General features: G+C 67.2%; 18 protein-coding genes. 13 read left to right on the top strand and 5 right to left on the bottom strand.

The genetic code is table 11. From position 1 onward, the window contains the following. Positions 1-116 precede the first annotated feature (116 nt). From H0W40_RS00355 to H0W40_RS00335, 5 genes are all read left to right on the top strand, one after another. Complete coding sequence (locus tag H0W40_RS00355; RefSeq protein ID WP_292441941.1) at positions 117-887, top strand: ABC transporter ATP-binding protein; 771 nt, start codon at positions 117-119, stop codon at positions 885-887. Beyond that, positions 887-1603 carry an ABC transporter ATP-binding protein gene (locus H0W40_RS00350; protein ID WP_292441940.1) on the top strand — a complete coding sequence of 239 codons (717 nt, stop codon included), beginning with the start codon at positions 887-889 and terminating at the stop codon, positions 1601-1603. The genes H0W40_RS00355 and H0W40_RS00350 overlap by 1 nt, the downstream gene beginning before the upstream one ends. A gap of 36 nt (positions 1604-1639) precedes the next feature. Next, on the top strand, positions 1640-2851 hold the full coding sequence (locus H0W40_RS00345) for an ABC transporter substrate-binding protein (protein WP_292441939.1): 1212 nt from the start codon (positions 1640-1642) through the stop codon (positions 2849-2851). A gap of 47 nt (positions 2852-2898) precedes the next feature. Next, complete coding sequence (locus H0W40_RS00340; RefSeq protein ID WP_292441937.1) at positions 2899-3786, top strand: branched-chain amino acid ABC transporter permease; 888 nt, start codon at positions 2899-2901, stop codon at positions 3784-3786. Positions 3787-3916: 130 nt separating this feature from the next. Next, entirely contained in the window at positions 3917-4900 is a 984-nt protein-coding gene (locus tag H0W40_RS00335) for a branched-chain amino acid ABC transporter permease (protein WP_292441936.1), read from the top strand. A 31-nt stretch (positions 4901-4931) separates the two neighbouring features. On the opposite strand, the gene H0W40_RS00330 is transcribed toward H0W40_RS00335, so the two are convergent. Continuing rightward, entirely contained in the window at positions 4932-5630 is a 699-nt protein-coding gene (locus H0W40_RS00330) for a YggS family pyridoxal phosphate-dependent enzyme (protein ID WP_292441934.1), read from the bottom strand. Positions 5631-5683: 53 nt separating this feature from the next. On the opposite strand from H0W40_RS00330, the gene H0W40_RS00325 reads away from it, so the two are divergent. The 4 genes from H0W40_RS00325 (at position 5684) to H0W40_RS00310 (ending at position 9479) form a co-directional block, all read left to right on the top strand. Then, positions 5684-6727 (top strand): type IV pilus twitching motility protein PilT, encoded by a 1044-nt coding sequence (locus H0W40_RS00325; protein ID WP_292441933.1) that lies wholly within the window; start codon positions 5684-5686, stop codon positions 6725-6727. A gap of 31 nt (positions 6728-6758) precedes the next feature. Beyond that, on the top strand, positions 6759-7346 hold the full coding sequence (locus H0W40_RS00320; RefSeq protein ID WP_292441932.1) for a cyclic nucleotide-binding domain-containing protein: 588 nt from the start codon (positions 6759-6761) through the stop codon (positions 7344-7346). A gap of 35 nt (positions 7347-7381) precedes the next feature. Beyond that, the gene (locus H0W40_RS00315) at positions 7382-8518 is read left to right on the top strand and encodes a PilT/PilU family type 4a pilus ATPase (RefSeq protein WP_292441930.1); all 1137 of its coding nucleotides are present in this window, start codon (positions 7382-7384) and stop codon (positions 8516-8518) included. Between the two features lie 67 nt (positions 8519-8585). Beyond that, positions 8586-9479 carry an NAD(P)-dependent oxidoreductase gene (locus tag H0W40_RS00310; protein ID WP_292441928.1) on the top strand — a complete coding sequence of 298 codons (894 nt, stop codon included), beginning with the start codon at positions 8586-8588 and terminating at the stop codon, positions 9477-9479. Between the two features lie 24 nt (positions 9480-9503). On the opposite strand, the gene H0W40_RS00305 is transcribed toward H0W40_RS00310, so the two are convergent. From H0W40_RS00305 to H0W40_RS00295, 3 genes are all read right to left on the bottom strand, one after another. Next, on the bottom strand, positions 9504-10190 hold the full coding sequence (locus tag H0W40_RS00305; protein WP_292441926.1) for a BON domain-containing protein: 687 nt from the start codon (positions 10188-10190) through the stop codon (positions 9504-9506). Positions 10191-10243: 53 nt separating this feature from the next. Next, positions 10244-10840, bottom strand: a complete 597-nt coding sequence (locus H0W40_RS00300) for a phosphoheptose isomerase (RefSeq protein WP_292441925.1) — start codon at positions 10838-10840, stop codon at positions 10244-10246. Between the two features lie 159 nt (positions 10841-10999). Next, positions 11000-11368 (bottom strand): YraN family protein, encoded by a 369-nt coding sequence (locus H0W40_RS00295; RefSeq protein ID WP_292441923.1) that lies wholly within the window; start codon positions 11366-11368, stop codon positions 11000-11002. A 10-nt stretch (positions 11369-11378) separates the two neighbouring features. Between H0W40_RS00295 and rsmI the strand changes: the two genes are divergently transcribed. From rsmI to H0W40_RS00275, 4 genes are all read left to right on the top strand, one after another. Further along, positions 11379-12278 (top strand): 16S rRNA (cytidine(1402)-2'-O)-methyltransferase, encoded by a 900-nt coding sequence (gene rsmI / locus H0W40_RS00290; protein WP_292441921.1) that lies wholly within the window; start codon positions 11379-11381, stop codon positions 12276-12278. A 174-nt stretch (positions 12279-12452) separates the two neighbouring features. Continuing rightward, positions 12453-13916: a metalloprotease TldD gene (gene tldD / locus H0W40_RS00285; RefSeq protein ID WP_292441919.1), complete on the top strand. Its 1464-nt coding sequence runs from the start codon at positions 12453-12455 to the stop codon at positions 13914-13916. 38 nt (positions 13917-13954) lie between these two features. Next, positions 13955-15175, top strand: a complete 1221-nt coding sequence (locus H0W40_RS00280) for a threonine ammonia-lyase (protein WP_292442008.1) — start codon at positions 13955-13957, stop codon at positions 15173-15175. Positions 15176-15398: 223 nt separating this feature from the next. Beyond that, positions 15399-16517 carry a 3-deoxy-7-phosphoheptulonate synthase gene (locus tag H0W40_RS00275; protein ID WP_292441917.1) on the top strand — a complete coding sequence of 373 codons (1119 nt, stop codon included), beginning with the start codon at positions 15399-15401 and terminating at the stop codon, positions 16515-16517. A gap of 187 nt (positions 16518-16704) precedes the next feature. On the opposite strand, the gene H0W40_RS00270 is transcribed toward H0W40_RS00275, so the two are convergent. After that, a complete protein-coding gene (locus H0W40_RS00270; protein ID WP_292441915.1) occupies positions 16705-17286 on the bottom strand; it encodes a cob(I)yrinic acid a,c-diamide adenosyltransferase in 582 nt (193 codons plus the stop codon). Positions 17287-17330: the final 44 nt, after the last annotated feature.

Here is a 17330-nt window from a genome sequence, read left to right as displayed (position 1 = left end):
CATGACTGTCGCCTAAGCGACTGTTCAAGCTTGCAACTCGTTCGCAACTTAGGGGCAACCCCGCTACTGCACCGCAACACGCCTGCCTACAGTCTCAAACCTTGCCTGCCACCCCCATGAGCGACTTCATACTCGAGACACGCGAGCTCACCAAGGAGTTCAAGGGCTTCACGGCCGTGGACCGAGTGAACCTGCAGGTGCAGCGCGGTCACATCCACGCCCTGATCGGCCCCAACGGCGCCGGCAAGACCACGTGCTTCAACCTGTTGACCAAGTTCCTTGCACCCACGCGCGGCACGATTCATTTCAACGGCCACGACATCACCGGCGAAGCGCCGGCGCAGATCGCCCGGCGGGGCGTGATCCGCTCCTTCCAGATCTCGGCGGTGTTTCCGCATTTGAGCGTGTTGGAGAACGTGCGCATCGGCCTGCAACGCTTCACCGGCACCTCATTTCACTTCTGGAAGAACCTGAGCGGCCTGCGCGCGCTCGACGCCAAGGTGCTCGAGCTGCTGGAGCTGGTCGATCTGCGCGACATGGCGCAACTCCAGGCCGCCGATCTGCCCTACGGCCGCAAGCGCGCGCTGGAGATCGCCACCACCATGGCGATGAGTCCCGAACTGATGCTGCTCGACGAACCCACGCAGGGCATGGGCCATGAAGACGTGGAGCGCGTCACCGCGCTCATCAAGCGCGTGGCCGAGGGCCGCACCGTGCTGATGGTCGAGCACAACATGCGCGTGGTCGCCAGCATCGCCGACCGCATCACCGTGCTGGCGCGCGGCGCGGTGCTGGCCGAAGGACCGTACGAAGAGGTGTCGCGCCATCCTGCGGTGCTGGAGGCCTACATGGGCAGCGAGGCCACTGAACTGCAAGGGGCGCATTGATGGCCGACGCACCGGCGATCGAAATCCGCAAGCTGCACGCCTGGTACGGCGAAAGCCACATCCTGCACGGCATCGACCTCACCGTGCCGCGCGGCCAGGTCGTCACGCTGCTCGGGCGCAACGGCGCCGGACGCACCACCACCTTGCGCGCCATCCTGGGCCTGACCGGCGATCGCAAGGGCTCCATCAAGGTGCACGGCGAAGAGACGATCGGCTGGCCCACGCACCGCATCGCCCACCTCGGCATCGGCTACTGCCCGGAGGAGCGAGGCATCTTCGCGTCGCTCTCCGCCGAAGAGAACCTCCTGCTGCCGCCGCGCCTGAAAACCAGCCGCGGCAAGCCGATGAGCGAGGCCGACATCTACGCGATGTTCCCCAACCTGGCCGAACGCCGCGCCAGCCAGGGCACGCGGCTGTCAGGCGGCGAACAGCAGATGCTGGCGGTGGCGCGCATCCTGCGCACCGGCGCCGACATCCTGCTGCTCGACGAGATTTCCGAAGGCCTCGCCCCCGTGATTGTGCAGGCGCTCTCGCGCATGATCACCACGCTCAAGACCCAGGGCTTCACCATCGTGATGGTGGAGCAGAACTTCCGTTTCGCCGCGCGCCTGGCCGACCATTTCCACGTGATCGAGCACGGCAACGTGGCCTTGTCTTTCCCCGCGGCGCAGCTTGCCGACAAGCAGGCGGCGCTCGACGAGCTGCTCAGCGTCTGATCCCGACGCTTTCTTATCTACCAAGGAGATATCGACATGACCTTCGCCCTCAAACGCATCGCACTTGCCGCCGTTGCCGCCTGCGGCTTCAGCGCCGCTGCCCAGGCTCAGATCTCGGACGACGTGGTGAGGATCGGCATCATCACCGACATGTCGGGCCTGTACGCCGACATCGACGGCGCCGGTGGCGTCGAGGCCATCCGGATGGCGGTGGAAGACATGAAGGGCCAGGTCGCCGGCAAGAAGATCGAGGTGCTCTACGCCGACCACCAGAACAAGGCCGACGTCGCCGCGAGCAAGGCGCGCGAATGGTTCGACCGGCAGGGCCTGGACATGCTGATCGGCGGCACGAACTCGGGCACCAACCTGGCGATGGCGAAGATTGCCGCCGAGAAGAAGAGGCCGTTCATCTCGATCGGCGCGGCCTCGGCCCGGCTGACCAACGAAGACTGCACGCCCTTCACCGTGCACTACGCCTACGACACCGTCGCGCTGGCCCGCGGCACCGGCAATGCGGTGGTCAAGTCGGGTGGCAAGACCTGGTTCTTCCTCACCGCCGACTACGCCTTCGGTCATTCGCTCGAGGCCGATACTGGGGCAGTGGTCAAGAAGGCCGACGGCAAGGTAGTCGGCGCAGTGCGGCACCCGCTGTCGGCCAGCGATTTCTCCAGCTTCCTGCTGCAGGCGCAATCCAGCGGTGCGCAGGTGCTCGGCCTGGCCAACGCCGGCGGCGACACCATCAACTCGATCAAGGCCGCCAACGAGTTTGGCATCACCAAGTCGATGAAGCTGGCCGGCCTGCTGATGTTCATCAACGACATCCATTCGCTCGGACTCAAGCCCACGCAGGGCATGTACCTGACCGACGGCTGGTATTGGAACCAGAGCCCCGAATCGCGCGCCTGGAGCCGCCGCTTCTTCGAGAAGATGAAGCGCATGCCCTCGATGCTGCAAGCCGGCGACAACTCGGCGACGACGCACTACCTGAAGGCGGTCGAGGCGCTCAAGAGCGACGACGGCGCGAAAGTCATCGCCAAGATGAAGGAGACCAAGATCAACGACTTCTTCGCCAAGAACGGCACGATCGGGCCGGACGGCCGCATGCGCTACGACATGTACCTGATGCAGGTCAAGACGCCGGCCCAATCGAAGGAGCCCTGGGACTATTACAACGTCGTGCAGACGATCCCGGCCGCCGAGGCCTACACCTCCCTGGCCGAGTCGAAGTGCCCGCTGGTCCAGAAGTGATAGCCCCGCGCGCCTAACTTCGAAGATGACGCAAGGCTGAGCCGAGCATGATCGAAATCTTCGGCATTCCGCTGTCCGCGTTTCTCAGCCAGCTGCTGCTGGGCCTGGTGAACGGCTCGTTCTACGCGATGCTGTCACTGGGCCTGGCCGTCATCTTCGGCATGCTCAACATCATCAACTTCGCGCATGGCGCGCTGTACATGATGGGCGCCTTCCTGGCGTGGATGGGGCTCGAATACCTGGGCCTGAACTACTGGGCGATGCTGCTGCTGGCGCCGCTGGCGGTCGGCGTCCTCGGCATCCTGATCGAACGGCTGATGCTGCGGTGGCTCTACAAGCTCGACCACCTGTACGGCCTGCTGCTGACTTTCGGCATCACCCTGGTGGCCGAGGGCGTGTTCCGCTCGTTCTACGGCGTGTCGGGCCAGCGGTACGCTGTGCCCGACCTGCTCACCGGCGCCACCGACCTGGGCTTCATGGTGCTGCCGAACTACCGCGCCTGGGTGGTTGTCGCTTCGATCACCGTGTGCCTGGCGGTCTGGGCGCTGATCGAGAAAACCACGCTGGGCGCCACGCTGCGCGCCGGCACCGAGAACCCCCGCCTCGTGCAGGCCTTCGGCATCAACGTGCCGCGCATGGTCACGCTCACCTATGCCGGCGGCGTGGCGCTGGCCGCCTTTGCCGGCGTGCTGGCCGCGCCCATCCTGCAGGTTCAGCCGCTGATGGGCAGCAACCTGATCATCGTGGTGTTCGCGGTGGTGGTGATCGGCGGCATGGGCTCGATCCTGGGCTCCATCCTCACCGGGCTGGGCCTGGGCGTGATCGAGGGGCTGACCAAGGTGTTCTATCCCGAGGCCTCCAACACGGTGGTGTTCCTCATCATGGACATCGTGCTGCTGATCCGCCCGGCCGGGCTGTTCGGCAAGGAGAGATGACGCCCACCCCCGTTGCGGCTTCGCCGCTCCCCCTCGAGGGGGCGCCGCTGGCGGACCGGCGAAGCCGGATCCGCGGCGGCTGCTGGATGGGCTGGCGCGCCTTTTGCGCCTTGCAGCTCGAAGGAATCAGATGACCGCTGTTCGTTCGCCACTGATCGGCTACGCCGTGCTCTTCGCGGCGGTGGCGCTGCTGCCGGCCATCGGCGCGTATCCGATCTTCGTGATGAAGGTGATGTGCTACGCGCTCTTCGCGTGCGCCTTCAACCTGCTGATCGGCTTCACCGGGCTGCTGTCCTTCGGACATGCCGCCTTCCTCGGCACCGCGGCCTACTGCGCCGGCCACGCGCTCAAGGTCTGGGGCCTGCCGGCGCCGATGGGCCTGCTGGTCGGCACCGGTGCTGCGGCCATCGTCGGCCTGGGCTTCGGCTGGCTGGCGATCCGCCGCTCGGGCATCTACTTCTCGATGATCACCCTGGCGCTCGCCCAGATGCTGTTCTTCGTGTTCCTGCAGGCGCCTTTCACCTACGGCGAAGACGGCCTGCAAGGCGTGCCGCGCGGCAACTTTCTCGGCCTGGACCTGAGCAGCGACCTGACGCTGTACTACGTGGTGCTGGGCATCTTCATTGCCGCCTTCTGGCTGATCTACCGCACCGTGCATTCGCCTTTCGGCCAGGTGCTGACGTCCATCCGCGAGAACGAGGCGCGCGCCGTTTCGCTCGGCTACGACGTGGAGCGCTTCAAGCTGGTCGCCTTCGTGCTGTCGGCCGCGCTGGCCGGCTTGGCGGGCGCCACCAAGACGCTGGTACTGGGTTTTGCCACGCTGTCCGACGCGGTATGGACCACTTCCGGTCTGGTCATCCTGATGACGCTGGTGGGCGGCATGGGCACGATGATCGGCCCCATCGTCGGCGCGCTGATCATCATTGCGCTCGAGAACAAGATCGGCAATCTGGGCCGGGCGCTGGCCGAGATGACCGGCGTCGAGTGGTTCAACACCCTGGGCGAATCGGTGACGCTGGTAACCGGGCTCATCTTCATCGTCTGCGTGCTGGCGTTCCGGCGAGGCATCGTGGGCGAGCTGCATCACTTCGTGACCAGGAAGCGCAAGGCCTGAGCGTCCGGCTTCGCTCGGCGACTTGCACCGTTCAGACTGCGGTGGATCGGCCGCCGAAGATCGCCGTGCCCACGCGCACGATCGTCGCGCCTTCGAGCACGGCGGCCTCCAGATCGGCGGTCATGCCGATGGACAAGGTGTCCAGCGCCAGTCCCGCGGCGTTCAGGCGGTCGAGCAGGTCTCGAAGCGCCCGGTGCGGCCGGCGCTGCGAGTCGAGATCGCCGCCGCCCTCGGGAATCGCCATCAGGCCGCGCAGTCTCAGCCGAGGCAAGGCCGCCACCGCGCGTGCCACCGGCTCCACTTCTGCCGGTGCCAGGCCGCTCTTGCTGGCCTCGCCGCTGATGTTGACCTGCAGGCAGACCTGCAAGGCCGGCAGATGCGCCCCCCGCTGCTCCGACAGGCGCTGCGCAATCTTCAATCGATCGACCGAATGCACCCAGTCGAAGTGTTCGGCCACCACGCGCGTCTTGTTGCTCTGCAGCGGGCCGATCAGGTGCCATTCGAGCTGCTCGCGCGCCGCGGCCAGCGCGGCCATCTTGTCGAGCGCCTCCTGCACATAGTTCTCGCCGAAACGCGTCTGCCCCGCCGACATCGCCTCAAGCACCGCGTCGGCGGAAAACGTCTTGCTGACCGCGAGCAGCGTGACGCTTGACACGGGCCGCCCCGCCGCATCGCAGGCGCGTGCGATGCGCCCGCTCACTTCGTCCAACTTGCTCGCTATCGTCGCCATAATCGTTTCGATCCCTCGTCTTTCGGGCCCGCCCTGGCCTCGTCTCCGCCTCCATGGACATTACCCAACTGCTGGCGTTTTCGGTCAAGAACAAGGCTTCCGACCTGCACTTGTCTGCCGGCCTGCCGCCGATGATCCGGGTGCATGGCGACGTGCGGCGCATCAACGTGGACCCGCTGGACCACAAGAACGTGCACGAGATGGTGTACGACATCATGAACGATGCCCAGCGCAAGGCCTACGAGGAGCTGCTGGAATGCGACTTCTCTTTCGAGATCCAGGGTCTGGCCCGCTTTCGCGTCAACGCCTTCAACCACAACCGTGGCGCCGGCGCGGTGTTTCGCACCATCCCCAGCAAGATCCTTTCGCTAGAGCAGCTACAGGCCCCCAAGATCTTCGCCGACCTCGCGCTCAAGCCGCGCGGCCTGGTGCTGGTGACGGGTCCGACCGGTTCGGGCAAGTCGACCACGCTGGCCGCGATGGTCAATCACCTCAATGAGCACGAATACGGCCACATCCTCACCGTCGAGGACCCGATCGAGTTCGTGCACGAGTCCAAGCGCTGCCTGATCAACCAGCGCGAGGTCGGGCCGCACACGCTCTCCTTTTCCAACGCGCTGCGCTCGGCACTGCGCGAGGACCCGGACTGCATCCTGGTCGGCGAAATGCGCGACCTGGAAACGATCCGCCTGGCCCTCACCGCCGCTGAAACCGGCCACCTCGTGTTCGGCACGCTGCACACATCGTCGGCTGCCAAGACCATCGACCGCGTGGTCGACGTGTTCCCGGCCGCCGAGAAGGACATGGTGCGCGCCATGCTCTCCGAATCGCTCATCGGCGTGATTTCGCAGACGCTGTGCAAGACGAAGGACGGGGCGGGGCGCGTCGCCGCGCACGAGATCATGCTGGGCACGCCGGCCATCCGCAACCTGATCCGCGAGAACAAGGTCGCGCAGATGTACAGCTCGATACAGACCGGCAACAGCATGGGCATGCAAACGCTCGACCAGAACCTCACCGACCTGGTCCGCCGCAACCTGATCTCGCCCGCCGAAGCGCGCGGCCGCGCCAAGACGCCGGAAAACTTCCCCGGTTGAAGTGGTGCACACCGTTTTGCCCGATGTCGCCGTGAAACCGTCGCTCGAACGCCCGGACGAGAGCCAGGCCGCCATCGACGGCGAGGACACACCGCTGCCCATCAGCTGGACCGCCCGCGCCGAGCGCGTGATGGCTCAGCCCTTCGCCGCCGAACGAGGCCGCGAGCTGTTTACCGCGGTATGGCGGGCCGACCGTCAGGGCATGGCGCTGACGCCCATCGAGGCAAACCGCTTGGCAGGTCATTTCGATTTCGTGCTGGTGCCCGCGGCGCAGGCGGTGATCGGCCAGGACGAGGCGGGCGACTACCTCCTTGTCGTCCTCGAAGGCCGGCTGTCGGTCGATCGGGTGCAAGGCGACGGCTCGCGCGTGCGTCTGGCCGAGGCGCACGCCGGCGATCTGCTCGGCGAGATGGCGCTGCTCGACGCCGGCGCACGCTTTTCCGCCTGCACCACCCTGACGCCCTGCGTGCTGGCGGTGCTCGACGCACGCAGGCTCGAGGCGCTGATGGCGAGCGAGCCGCGACTGGCGCTCGCGCTGTTGGCCTCGCTGGCGCGCCGCCTTTCGCTGCGGCTGCGCCAGGTCAGCACCCGTTTGTCGGCGCTGCTGGCCGGCGGCTGAGCGCCCCTCGATAAAACGCACACGAAAGAGTATTCATGGAACGCGACCAGGCATCGAAATTCGTCAACGACCTGCTGCGGCTCCTGATCGCCCGCACCGGCTCGGACCTGTTCCTCACCGCGGACTTTCCGCCGGCCGTCAAGGTCGACGGGCGCGTAATTAAGGTCTCGCCGCAGCCGCTGACGCCGCAGCACACGATCGCGCTCGCCCGCTCGATCATGAACGACAAGCAGGCAGCCGAATTCGAGCGCACGAAGGAATGCAACTTCGCCATTGCGCCGAGCGGCATCGGCCGCTTTCGCGTCAACGCCTTCATGCAGCAGGGCCATGTGGGGCTGGTGCTGCGCACGATTCCGAACACCGTGCCCACCATCGACTCGCTGCGCCTGCCGAGCGTTCTGAAAGAAGTGGCTTCGAGCAAGCGCGGGCTGGTGATCTTCGTCGGCGCCACCGGCTCGGGCAAGAGCACTTCGCTGGCGGCGATGGTGGATCACCGCAACGAGAGCTCCTTCGGCCACATCATCACGATCGAGGATCCGGTGGAGTTCGTGCACCCGCACAAGAACTGCATCGTCACCCAGCGCGAGGTCGGCATCGACACCGACGGCTGGGAGGCGGCACTGAAGAACGCGCTGCGCCAGGCGCCCGACGTGATCCTGATGGGGGAAATACGCGACCGCGAGACGATGGAGCATGCGGTGGCGTTCGCCGAGACGGGCCACCTCTGCATGGCCACCCTGCATGCCAACAGCGCCAACCAGGCGCTCGACCGGATCATCAACTTCTTTCCCGAGGAACGGCGCGCCCAACTGCTGATGGACTTGTCGCTCAACCTCAGGTCGCTGGTGTCGCAGCGCCTCTTGCCGCGCCAGGAAGGCACGGGCCGTGTGGCGGCAGTCGAGATTCTGCTCAACACGCCGCTGATCTCGGAGCTGATTTTCAAGGGCGAGGTGGCCGAGATCAAGGAGATCATGAAGAAGAGCCGCGAGCTCGGCATGCAAACCTTCGACCAGAGCCTGTACGACCTCTACGAAGGCCAGATGGTCACCTACGAAGACGCCCTGCGCAACGCCGACTCGGTCAACGACCTGCGGCTGCAGATCAAGCTCAACAGCCGCCGTGCGCGCAACGCCGACCTGTCCGCCGGTACCGAGCACCTGACGATCGTTTAGAGCATCATTCGCCCCTTCAAGCCGGCCTCCTTTCGAGGCCGTTCGCTTTACAGGAGACGAAAAACCGATGAGCACCCGCACTTACGAATCCACCCCCCCGCGCACCGTGGCCTTCCTCGGCCTGGGCGTGATGGGCGCGCCCATGGCCGGCCACCTGGCGAAAGCCGGCCACCGCGTGACCGTCTACAACCGCACCGCCGCCAAGGCCAAGGCATGGGTCGCGGAGAACGGGGGCGCTTCTGCCGCCACGCCGCGTGAGGCCGCCGCGGGCGCCGACATCGTGTTCGCGTGCGTCGGCAACGACGCCGACCTGCGGGCCGTGACGCTCGGCGAGAGTGGCGCCTTCGGCGGCATGAAGCCCGGCGCGGTGTTCGTGGATCACACCACCGCCTCGGCCGACATTGCGCGCGAGCTCGACAAGGTGGCACGTGAGCGCGGCCTGGCCTTCATCGACGCGCCGGTCTCGGGCGGCAACCTCGGCGCCATCAACGGCGCACTGACCGTCATGTGCGGGGGCGAGGCAAGCGCGTTCGAGCGCATCCAGCCGGTGGCGATGGCCTTTTCGAAGGCGGTCACCCTGCTCGGTGCGGCCGGCTCCGGCCAGCTTGCCAAGATGGTCAACCAGATCGCCATTGCCGGCCTGGTGCAGGGCTTGGCCGAAGCCATCGCCTTCGGTCAGAAGGCCGGGCTGGACATGAAGGCCGTGCTCGGCGTGATCGGCAAGGGCGCCGCGCAGAGCTGGCAGATGGACAACCGCGGCCCGACCATGATCGAAGACAAGTTCGACTTCGGCTTCGCGGTCGACTGGATGCGCAAGGACCTGGGTTTGTGTCTGGCCGAGGCGCAGCACCATGGCGCCCGGCTGCCGGTCACGGCCTTGGTCGACCAGTTCTACGCCGACCTGCAAGCCAGCGGCGGCGAGCGGCAGGACACCTCTAGCCTGATCCGCCGCTTGCGCTGATCGTCCCCGCGCGACGTGGCCCGCTCAGAGCGGGCGCGGCGTAAGCCCCGTCGGCGAAGCCGGCGCGGAAGCCGGGGCACGCGTTGCGGCAGGTGCGGAAGCAGCGGCCGCCCGCGGGGCGCGCCGCGCCAGATCTTCCTCGCTGATGATCTCGAAGGCCTTGACCACCTTCCTCACGCCGCTCACGCCACGCGCCAGTTCGACGGCGCGGTCGGCCTCGCGCTCGGTGACGAGGCCCATCAGGTAGACAACGCCGTGCTCGGTGACGACCTTGAAGGCGTTGGCCGAAATGTCGCGCGCGTCGACATAGCTGGCCTTGACCTTGCTCGTCAGGAGCGAGTCGTTGGACATCTCCGCCAGCGAGGCGATCGGCGTCACGGCCAGCTCGTTGAGCGTGGAGCGCACGTTTTCCACGCCGGCGATGGCGGTACCGACGGCGGCCTTGTCGGCCTCCTTCGGCACCTCGCCGGTGATCAGCACGGTGCGGTTGTAGCTGGTCACGTTGACATGGGCGCGGTCGCCGACCGTCTCGCGCACGCGCGCCTTGGCCTTGAGCTCGATGGTCTGGTCTTCGATCTGCATGCCGGAGGTGCGGCGGTCGCTGTACATCATCGCGCCGCCGACCGCGCCGCCGACGGCCAGCGCGGCGCAGCCGCTCAAGGCGCCGGTCAGCGACGAGGCGACCAGCAGGCCGAGGCACAACGAGCGCATCGGCAGGTGTCGAAGGCTCGAAAACCGGGGAGCAGCAGAGTTGAAACTGGGTGTCATGTAGGGTCCTGATCGCCGAGCAATTGCACATCGACCGCGTCGCACAGGCAGTGGATCGCGAGGATGTGGACTTCCTGGATGCGTGCCGTGCGTTCGTGCGGCACGCAGATATGCACGTCGGTTTCCAGCAGCCGCGCGCCGAGTTTGCCGCCGCCACGACCGGTGAACGCGATCACCGTCATGTCCTTGTCGTGGGCCGCATCGACCGCGGCCAGCACGTCAGCCGAATTGCCGCTGGTCGACAGCGCGATCAGCACGTCGCCCGGGTTGCCCAGTGCCTGCACCTGCTTGGAGAAGATCAGGTTGAAGCCGTAGTCGTTGCCGATAGCGGTGAGGATGGAGCTGTCGGTGGTGAGCGCGATGGCCGCCAGGCCGGGCCGTTCACGCTCGAAGCGGCCGATGAACTCGGCTGCGAAGTGCTGCGCGTCGCTGGCCGAGCCGCCGTTGCCGCAGGCCAGCACCTTGCCACCGGCGGTGATGCAGCCGAGCACCGCCTGCACGGCATCGGCGATGGGCTTGCTCAGCACCTCGGCGGACTGGTTCTTCAGGTCGGCGCTGTCGAAGAAATGCCGCTGGATGCGTTGTTCAAGCATGCTCATGATGATAAGACACCGCCTCGAAGCGGCGGGTTCCGGGGGCAGGGGTGCCGATGACCGAAACGCGCCCGCGCGCCAGACGCTTGCCGGAGAACTTTTCGCCGATTCGCATGCCTCGCATGACTCTCCTTGTTCGCCAGTGCAGGCCTTCGCACTTCAAGCAGCATTGAACGCGCCGGCCAACCACTCCAGCCGCTCGCCGTCGATCGCTACTACATCGAAGCGGCAGGGCGGCGGCGTCGAGTACCGCCGCAGATAGTGCTGCGCGGCCAATACCAGGCTGCGCTGCTTGCCATATGACACGCTGGCCGCAGCCCCGCCGTAAGCGGCGGCAGCGCGCTTGCGCACCTCCACGAACACCAGCGTGCCGTCGCGCGCACGCAAGACCAGGTCGATCTCGCCGCCGCGCGCCCTCGGCCCGCGGGCGACTCGATAATTGCGCTCCACCAGCTCGAGGCCGGCGCGCTGCAGATGAGCCAGCGCACGGGCCTCGCCCTCGTCTCCCACTGCCTTGGTCGTCAGCATCGATGCCTCGTTGATCCAGCAAGCTGCCGCCGGCGCGGCGGGCGCGCAGCAGTATCCCAAAGGCGCGCTCTACGTCGTGGCCACGCCGATCGGCAATCTGGCCGACATCACGCTGCGGGCGGTGCATGCCCTCGTGTTGGCCGACGCGGTGGCCTGCGAGGACACGCGGGTCAGCGCCGGGCTACTGCGCCACCTGGGCCTGGACAAACCGCTGCTGGCGCTGCACGAGCACAACGAGGCGCAGGCGGCGCAGGCGGTGATCGAACGGCTGGCGCGCGACGAGCGAGTGGCCTACATGAGCGACGCCGGCACGCCGGCCGTCAGCGATCCGGGCGCCAGGCTGGTCGCGGCCGTAGGCGCGGCTGGCTACCGCGTTCTGCCGCTGCCGGGCGCCAGCAGCGTGACCACGGCGCTCAGCGCAGCGGGCGACGCAGGAAGCGACGGCTTTCGATTCGTCGGTTTTCTCGCCGCCAAGGCCGCCGAGCGCGCCGGCCAGCTGCGCGAACTGGCGCAGCGTGCCGAGACCACCGTGCTGTTCGAGGCGCCGCACCGCATCGGCGCCCTGGCAGCGGCGTTGGCCGAGGCGATGCCCACCCGCAGATTGACGCTGTGCCGCGAATTGACCAAGCAGTTCGAGAGCATTGCGACGATGCCGGCCGCCGAGCTGTCCGCCTGGCTGGCTGCAGACGCCAACCGCGTGCGTGGAGAGTTCGTGCTGGTGCTGCACGCGCAGCCACAGCACGAAGACTCCGGCATGGCCGCCGACACCGATCGGCTTCTGCGCACCTTGCTTGCCGCGCTGCCGCTGAAGCAGGCCGTGGCGCTGACGGCCGAGGCCAGCGGCGCGGCGCGCAACGCCCTCTATGAGCGCGCGCTGGCATTGCGCAACGAAGATCAAGTACCCGAGTAAGCGAACGCGGGCCGAGCCGAGCAGCACAAAAAGCTGCGCCGCTGCGCACCGACCGCCGCTAGACAAGCCGGAGCCGCGTTAGCCCGCGACGACCACCGACTCGGCGTACAGCGGCAATCGCGGCGGCATGGATTCTCCAAAACGCAGACCGGGCTCGCTGCCTAGAATGAAACCATGATTTCACGCGAACCCACCATCGAACGCTTGGCCATCGCCCGGCAACTCCTGCTCGAGCCCTTCGGCCTCGACGAAGCCAAGCTGGCCGGCGCGCTGCGCGTGATCGGCGAGCACCGCATCGACGACGCTGACCTTTACTTCCAGTACACGCGCAGCGAGGGCTGGAGCCTGGAAGAAGGCATCGTCAAGAGCGGCAGTTTCGGCATCGACCAGGGCGTGGGCGTGCGCGCCGTGGCTGGCGAGAAGACCGCGTTCGCCTACAGCGACGACATCTCCGAGGCCGCACTGCTCGATGCCGCGCGCACGGTGCGCAGCATCGCCGCCAGCGGCGCCAGCAAGCGAGTCAAGGTCGGCCCCGCCCGCAGGCTGGCGTCCAGCCGCGTGCTGTACGCGCCGATGGACCCGATCGCCACGCTCGACAGCACGCAGAAGGTTGCCCTGCTCGAACGCATGGAGAAGATGGCGCGCGCCAAGGATCCGCGCATCAAGCAGGTCATGGCGGGGCTCGCCGGCGAATACGACGTGGTGCTGGTCGCGCGCGCCGACGGCACGATTGCCGCCGACGTGCGGCCGCTGGTGCGCCTGTCGGTCACCGTCATCGCCGAACAGGACGGCCGGCGCGAAATGGGTTCCGGCGGCGGCGGCGGGCGTTTCGGGCTGGGTTACTTCCACGACGACGTGATCGCCGGCTACGTGGACCAGGCCGTCAACGCGGCGCTCACCAACCTGGAGAGCCGCCCGGCGCCGGCCGGCGAGATGACGGTGGTGCTCGGCCCCGGCTGGCCCGGCATCCTGCTGCACGAGGCCATCGGCCACGGCCTGGAAGGCGACTTCAACCGCAAGGGCTCGAGCGCCTTTGCCGGGCGGGTCGGTCAGCGCGTGGCCGCCAAGGGCGTGACGGTGCTCGACGACGGCACCATCCCCGACCGGCGCGGCTCGCTCAACGTCGATGACGAGGGCAACCCGAGCCAGCGCAACGTGCTGATCGAGGACGGCATCCTCAAGGGCTACATCCAGGACTCGATGAACGCCCGGCTGATGAAGGTTGCCCCGACCGGCAACGGCCGCCGCGAGAGCTATGCCCATGTGCCGATGCCGCGCATGACCAACACCTACATGCTGGGCGGCGACAAGTCGAAGGAAGAGATCGTTGCCTCGATGAAAAAGGGCCTGTACGCCACCAACTTCGGCGGCGGCCAGGTCGACATCACCAGCGGCAAGTTCGTGTTCTCGGCGAGCGAGGCGTTCTGGGTCGAGAACGGGAAGATTCAGTACCCGGTGAAGGGCGCCACCATCATCGGCAACGGCCCTGATTCGCTCACCCGCGTGAAGATGATCGGCAACGACCTGGCGCTCGACACCGGCATCGGCACCTGCGGCAAGGAAGGCCAGAGCGTGCCGGTCGGCGTGGGCCAGCCCACGTTGCGCATCGACGGGCTGACCGTCGGGGGCACCGCCTGAGCCTTGGCGGGGAGCCCGCCCCGGCCAGCGCCGCCGCGCTGGCTTCAGTCGGCTTGGCTGACGTGCAGGCCGCTGCGGAGCGGTTGGCAGGGCATGTGCTGGAAACGCCTTGCGTCGAGTCGAAGACGCTTTCGCAGATCACCGGCGCGCATGTCTTCCTGAAGTTCGAGAACCTGCAGTTCACCGCCTCCTTCAAGGAGCGGGGCGCACTCAACAAGCTGCTGGCTCTGGTGGCCGAGCGCGGCGCCGGCGGGGCACCGCTGACCGGAGTGATCACCGCCTCGGCCGGCAACCATGCCCAGGGGGTCGCCCATCACGCGCAACGTCTGGGCCTGCGGGTGGTGATCGTGATGCCGCTGGCCACACCGGCGGTGAAAGTCGAGCGCACACGCGGCTTCGGCGCGGAGGTGCTGCTGCACGGCGACGGCTTCGACGAAGCGCGCGCCCATGCGCTGCGCCTGGGCGAGGCGCAAGGACTGGCCTTCGTGCATCCCTTCGACGACCCGCTCGTCATCGCCGGCCAGGGCACCATCGGCCTGGAGATGCTGCGTGCGCAGCCCGACCTGGACACGCTGGTGGTCGCTGTCGGCGGCGGCGGGCTGGTTTCCGGCATCGCCACGGTCACCCGCGCAATGAAGCCGCGCCTCGAGGTGATCGGCGTGCAGACGGCCCGCTATCCGGCAATGTTCAATCTGATCAAGGGCACTGCTCACGCGCAGGGCAGGAATTCGATCGCCGAAGGCATTGCGGTGGGCGAGCCGGGGCACATCACCCGCGAGCTCGTGCGCAACTTGGTGGACGATCTGGTGCTGGTCGAAGAGGGCGACATCGAGCAGGCCATCGTCATGCTGCTCGAGATCGAGAAGACGCTCGTCGAAGGCGCCGGCGCCGCCGGTCTGGCGGCACTGCTGAAGGAGCCGCAGCGCTACGCCGGCAGACGGGTCGGGCTGGTGCTGTGCGGCGGCAACATCGATCCGCTGTTGCTGGCGGCGATCATCGAGCGCGGGATGGTGCGGGCGGGGCGGCTGACCCGCATCCGCGTCGACGCGCGCGATTCGCCGGGAGTCCTGGCAAGAATCACGGCGCTTGTGGCCGAAGCGGGCGCCAACATCGAAGAGGTGCATCATCAGCGCGCCTTCACCAGCCTGGCCGCTCAAAACGTGGAAGTCGAACTGGTGCTGCAGACCCGAAACGCGGCCCATGTGGCGGCGCTGATCGCGCGGCTCGAACACGAGGGCTTCGGCGCCAAGGCCTGTTGAGGCGCCTCAGGGTCAGCGGATGCGCCCGTGCTACATTCGCGCCCATGCTCCGCAGCACCTTCTTTTTTGCGTATTTCTGGTTCTCGCACCGCTCTGGCGGAGGAGAGGCCAGCGCCTAAGCAAGAAAGCGCTGCCGAATCCCCAACCGCCGGGCCTGTCCCTCGGCGGTTTTTTTTCGTCTTTGCGTTTGACCCCGTTCCCGACTCGTCGCCAGGAGATCCCGATGAATGCCCTGTCCACCAACGCCCCCGACGGCTGGGCCCCGCCCGCCGACAAGACCAGCCAGACCGATGACGAACGGATCGAAAACGTCATGCCGCTGCCGCCCCCGGAACACCTGATCCGCTTCTTTCCGGTGCGCGGCACGCCGGTCGAGGCGCTGGTCGGCAACACCCGGCGCGCCATCCGCGAAATCATGGCGGGCACCGACGACCGGCTGCTCGTGGTGATGGGGCCGTGCTCCATCCACGACCCGGTGGCCGCCGTGGAGTACGCCCGCAAGCTCAAGGCCGAGCGCGACCGCTATGCCGGCACGCTGGAGATCGTGATGCGCGTGTACTTCGAGAAGCCGCGCACCACGGTCGGCTGGAAGGGCCTGATCAACGACCCTTACCTCGACGAAAGCTTTCGCATCGACGAGGGCCTGCGCATCGCCCGCCAGTTGCTGATGGAAATCGGCCGCCTGGGCCTGCCGGCCGGCAGTGAGTTTCTCGACGTGATCTCGCCACAGTACATCGGCGACCTCATTTCCTGGGGCGCCATTGGCGCGCGCACCACCGAGAGCCAGGTGCACCGCGAGCTGGCTTCGGGCCTGAGTGCGCCGATCGGCTTCAAGAACGGGACCGACGGCAACATCCGCATCGCCACCGATGCGATCCAGTCGGCCGGCCGTCCGCACCACTTCCTTTCGGTGCACAAGAACGGCCAGGTGGCGATCGTCGAGACGCGCGGCAACAAGGACTGTCACGTCATCCTGCGCGGCGGCAAGGCGCCGAATTACGACGCCGCCAGCGTGGCGGCGGCGTGCGCCGATCTGACGGCGGCCAAGCTGCCGGCCAGCCTGATGGTCGACTGCTCGCATGCCAACAGCGCCAAGCAACACCAGCGACAGGTCGAGGTGGCAAAGGAGATCGGTCAGCAGATTGCCGGCGGCAGCCGGCAGGTGTTCGGCCTGATGGTCGAGAGCCACCTCAACGCCGGTGCCCAGAAGTTCAGCGCCGGCCGCGACGACCCCACTCAGCTAGCCTACGGCCAGAGCATCACCGATGCCTGCATCGGCTGGGATGATTCGTTGGCGGTGCTGGAGGTGTTGAGCGGGGCGGTGAAGGCGCGGCGCGGCTAGTGCCTTGCCCGCGCCGCCGGACGCGGCAGCCGTTGCGAAGCAAGGCACCCGCGAGCCGGAACGGGGCCGCGTAGCCTTGCCGAATGGGATGCCCTTTGGGGGCACGACAGACGATGCGGCGCCAGCCCAGTGACACGCAGGCGCTTGTTTTGCGAAGCGCAAAGCCAACAAGGGGCCTGCGGCCCCGTCAGCCCGGGCTGGCCTGCATCCTCGTGCTATGCCAGTACACGTCGTCGCCGCCCAGGCCGTCGAGGTTGGCCCGGTTGAGCACACGAGCCAGCACAAACAACAGGTCGCTCAGCCGATTGAGGTACAACCGCGGCGCGGCGCGCACGGCGTCGGGCTCGGTGTTGACCAGCGCGATCACGGTGCGCTCGGCGCGGCGCGCCACGGTACGGCCAACATGCGCGAGCGCGGCGCTGCGCGTGCCGCCCGGAAGAATGAACTCCTGCAGCCGAGGCAGCGCAGCGTTGTGTTCAGCGAGCGCGGCATCCAGCGATAACACCGCCTCGTCCTTGAGCAACGCGTAGCCAGGAATCGAAAGCTCGCCGCCCAGATTGAACAGCTCATGCTGGATGTCGACCAGGAGCTTTCGCACCTGATCAGGCAAGGGCTCGCACAGCAGCACGCCGAGGGTCGAATTGAGTTCGTCCACATCGCCCATCGCCTGCACGCGAAGGTGATCCTTGGGGACGCGGCTGCCGTCGCCCAGGCCGGTGGTGCCGTCGTCGCCGGTGCGCGTCGCGATCTGGGATAGTCGATGGGCCATCGGTCGATGCTAGCAGCGCCCCGCGGGTCACTGATGCGAGCGCA

Source organism: Methylibium sp. (assembly GCF_013817345.1).
In the GTDB taxonomy this organism is placed as follows: Bacteria; Pseudomonadota; Gammaproteobacteria; order Burkholderiales; family Burkholderiaceae_C; genus Methylibium.
Note: the sequence above shows the minus strand (reverse complement) of the source record. Positions and strands in the feature narration are given on the sequence as shown.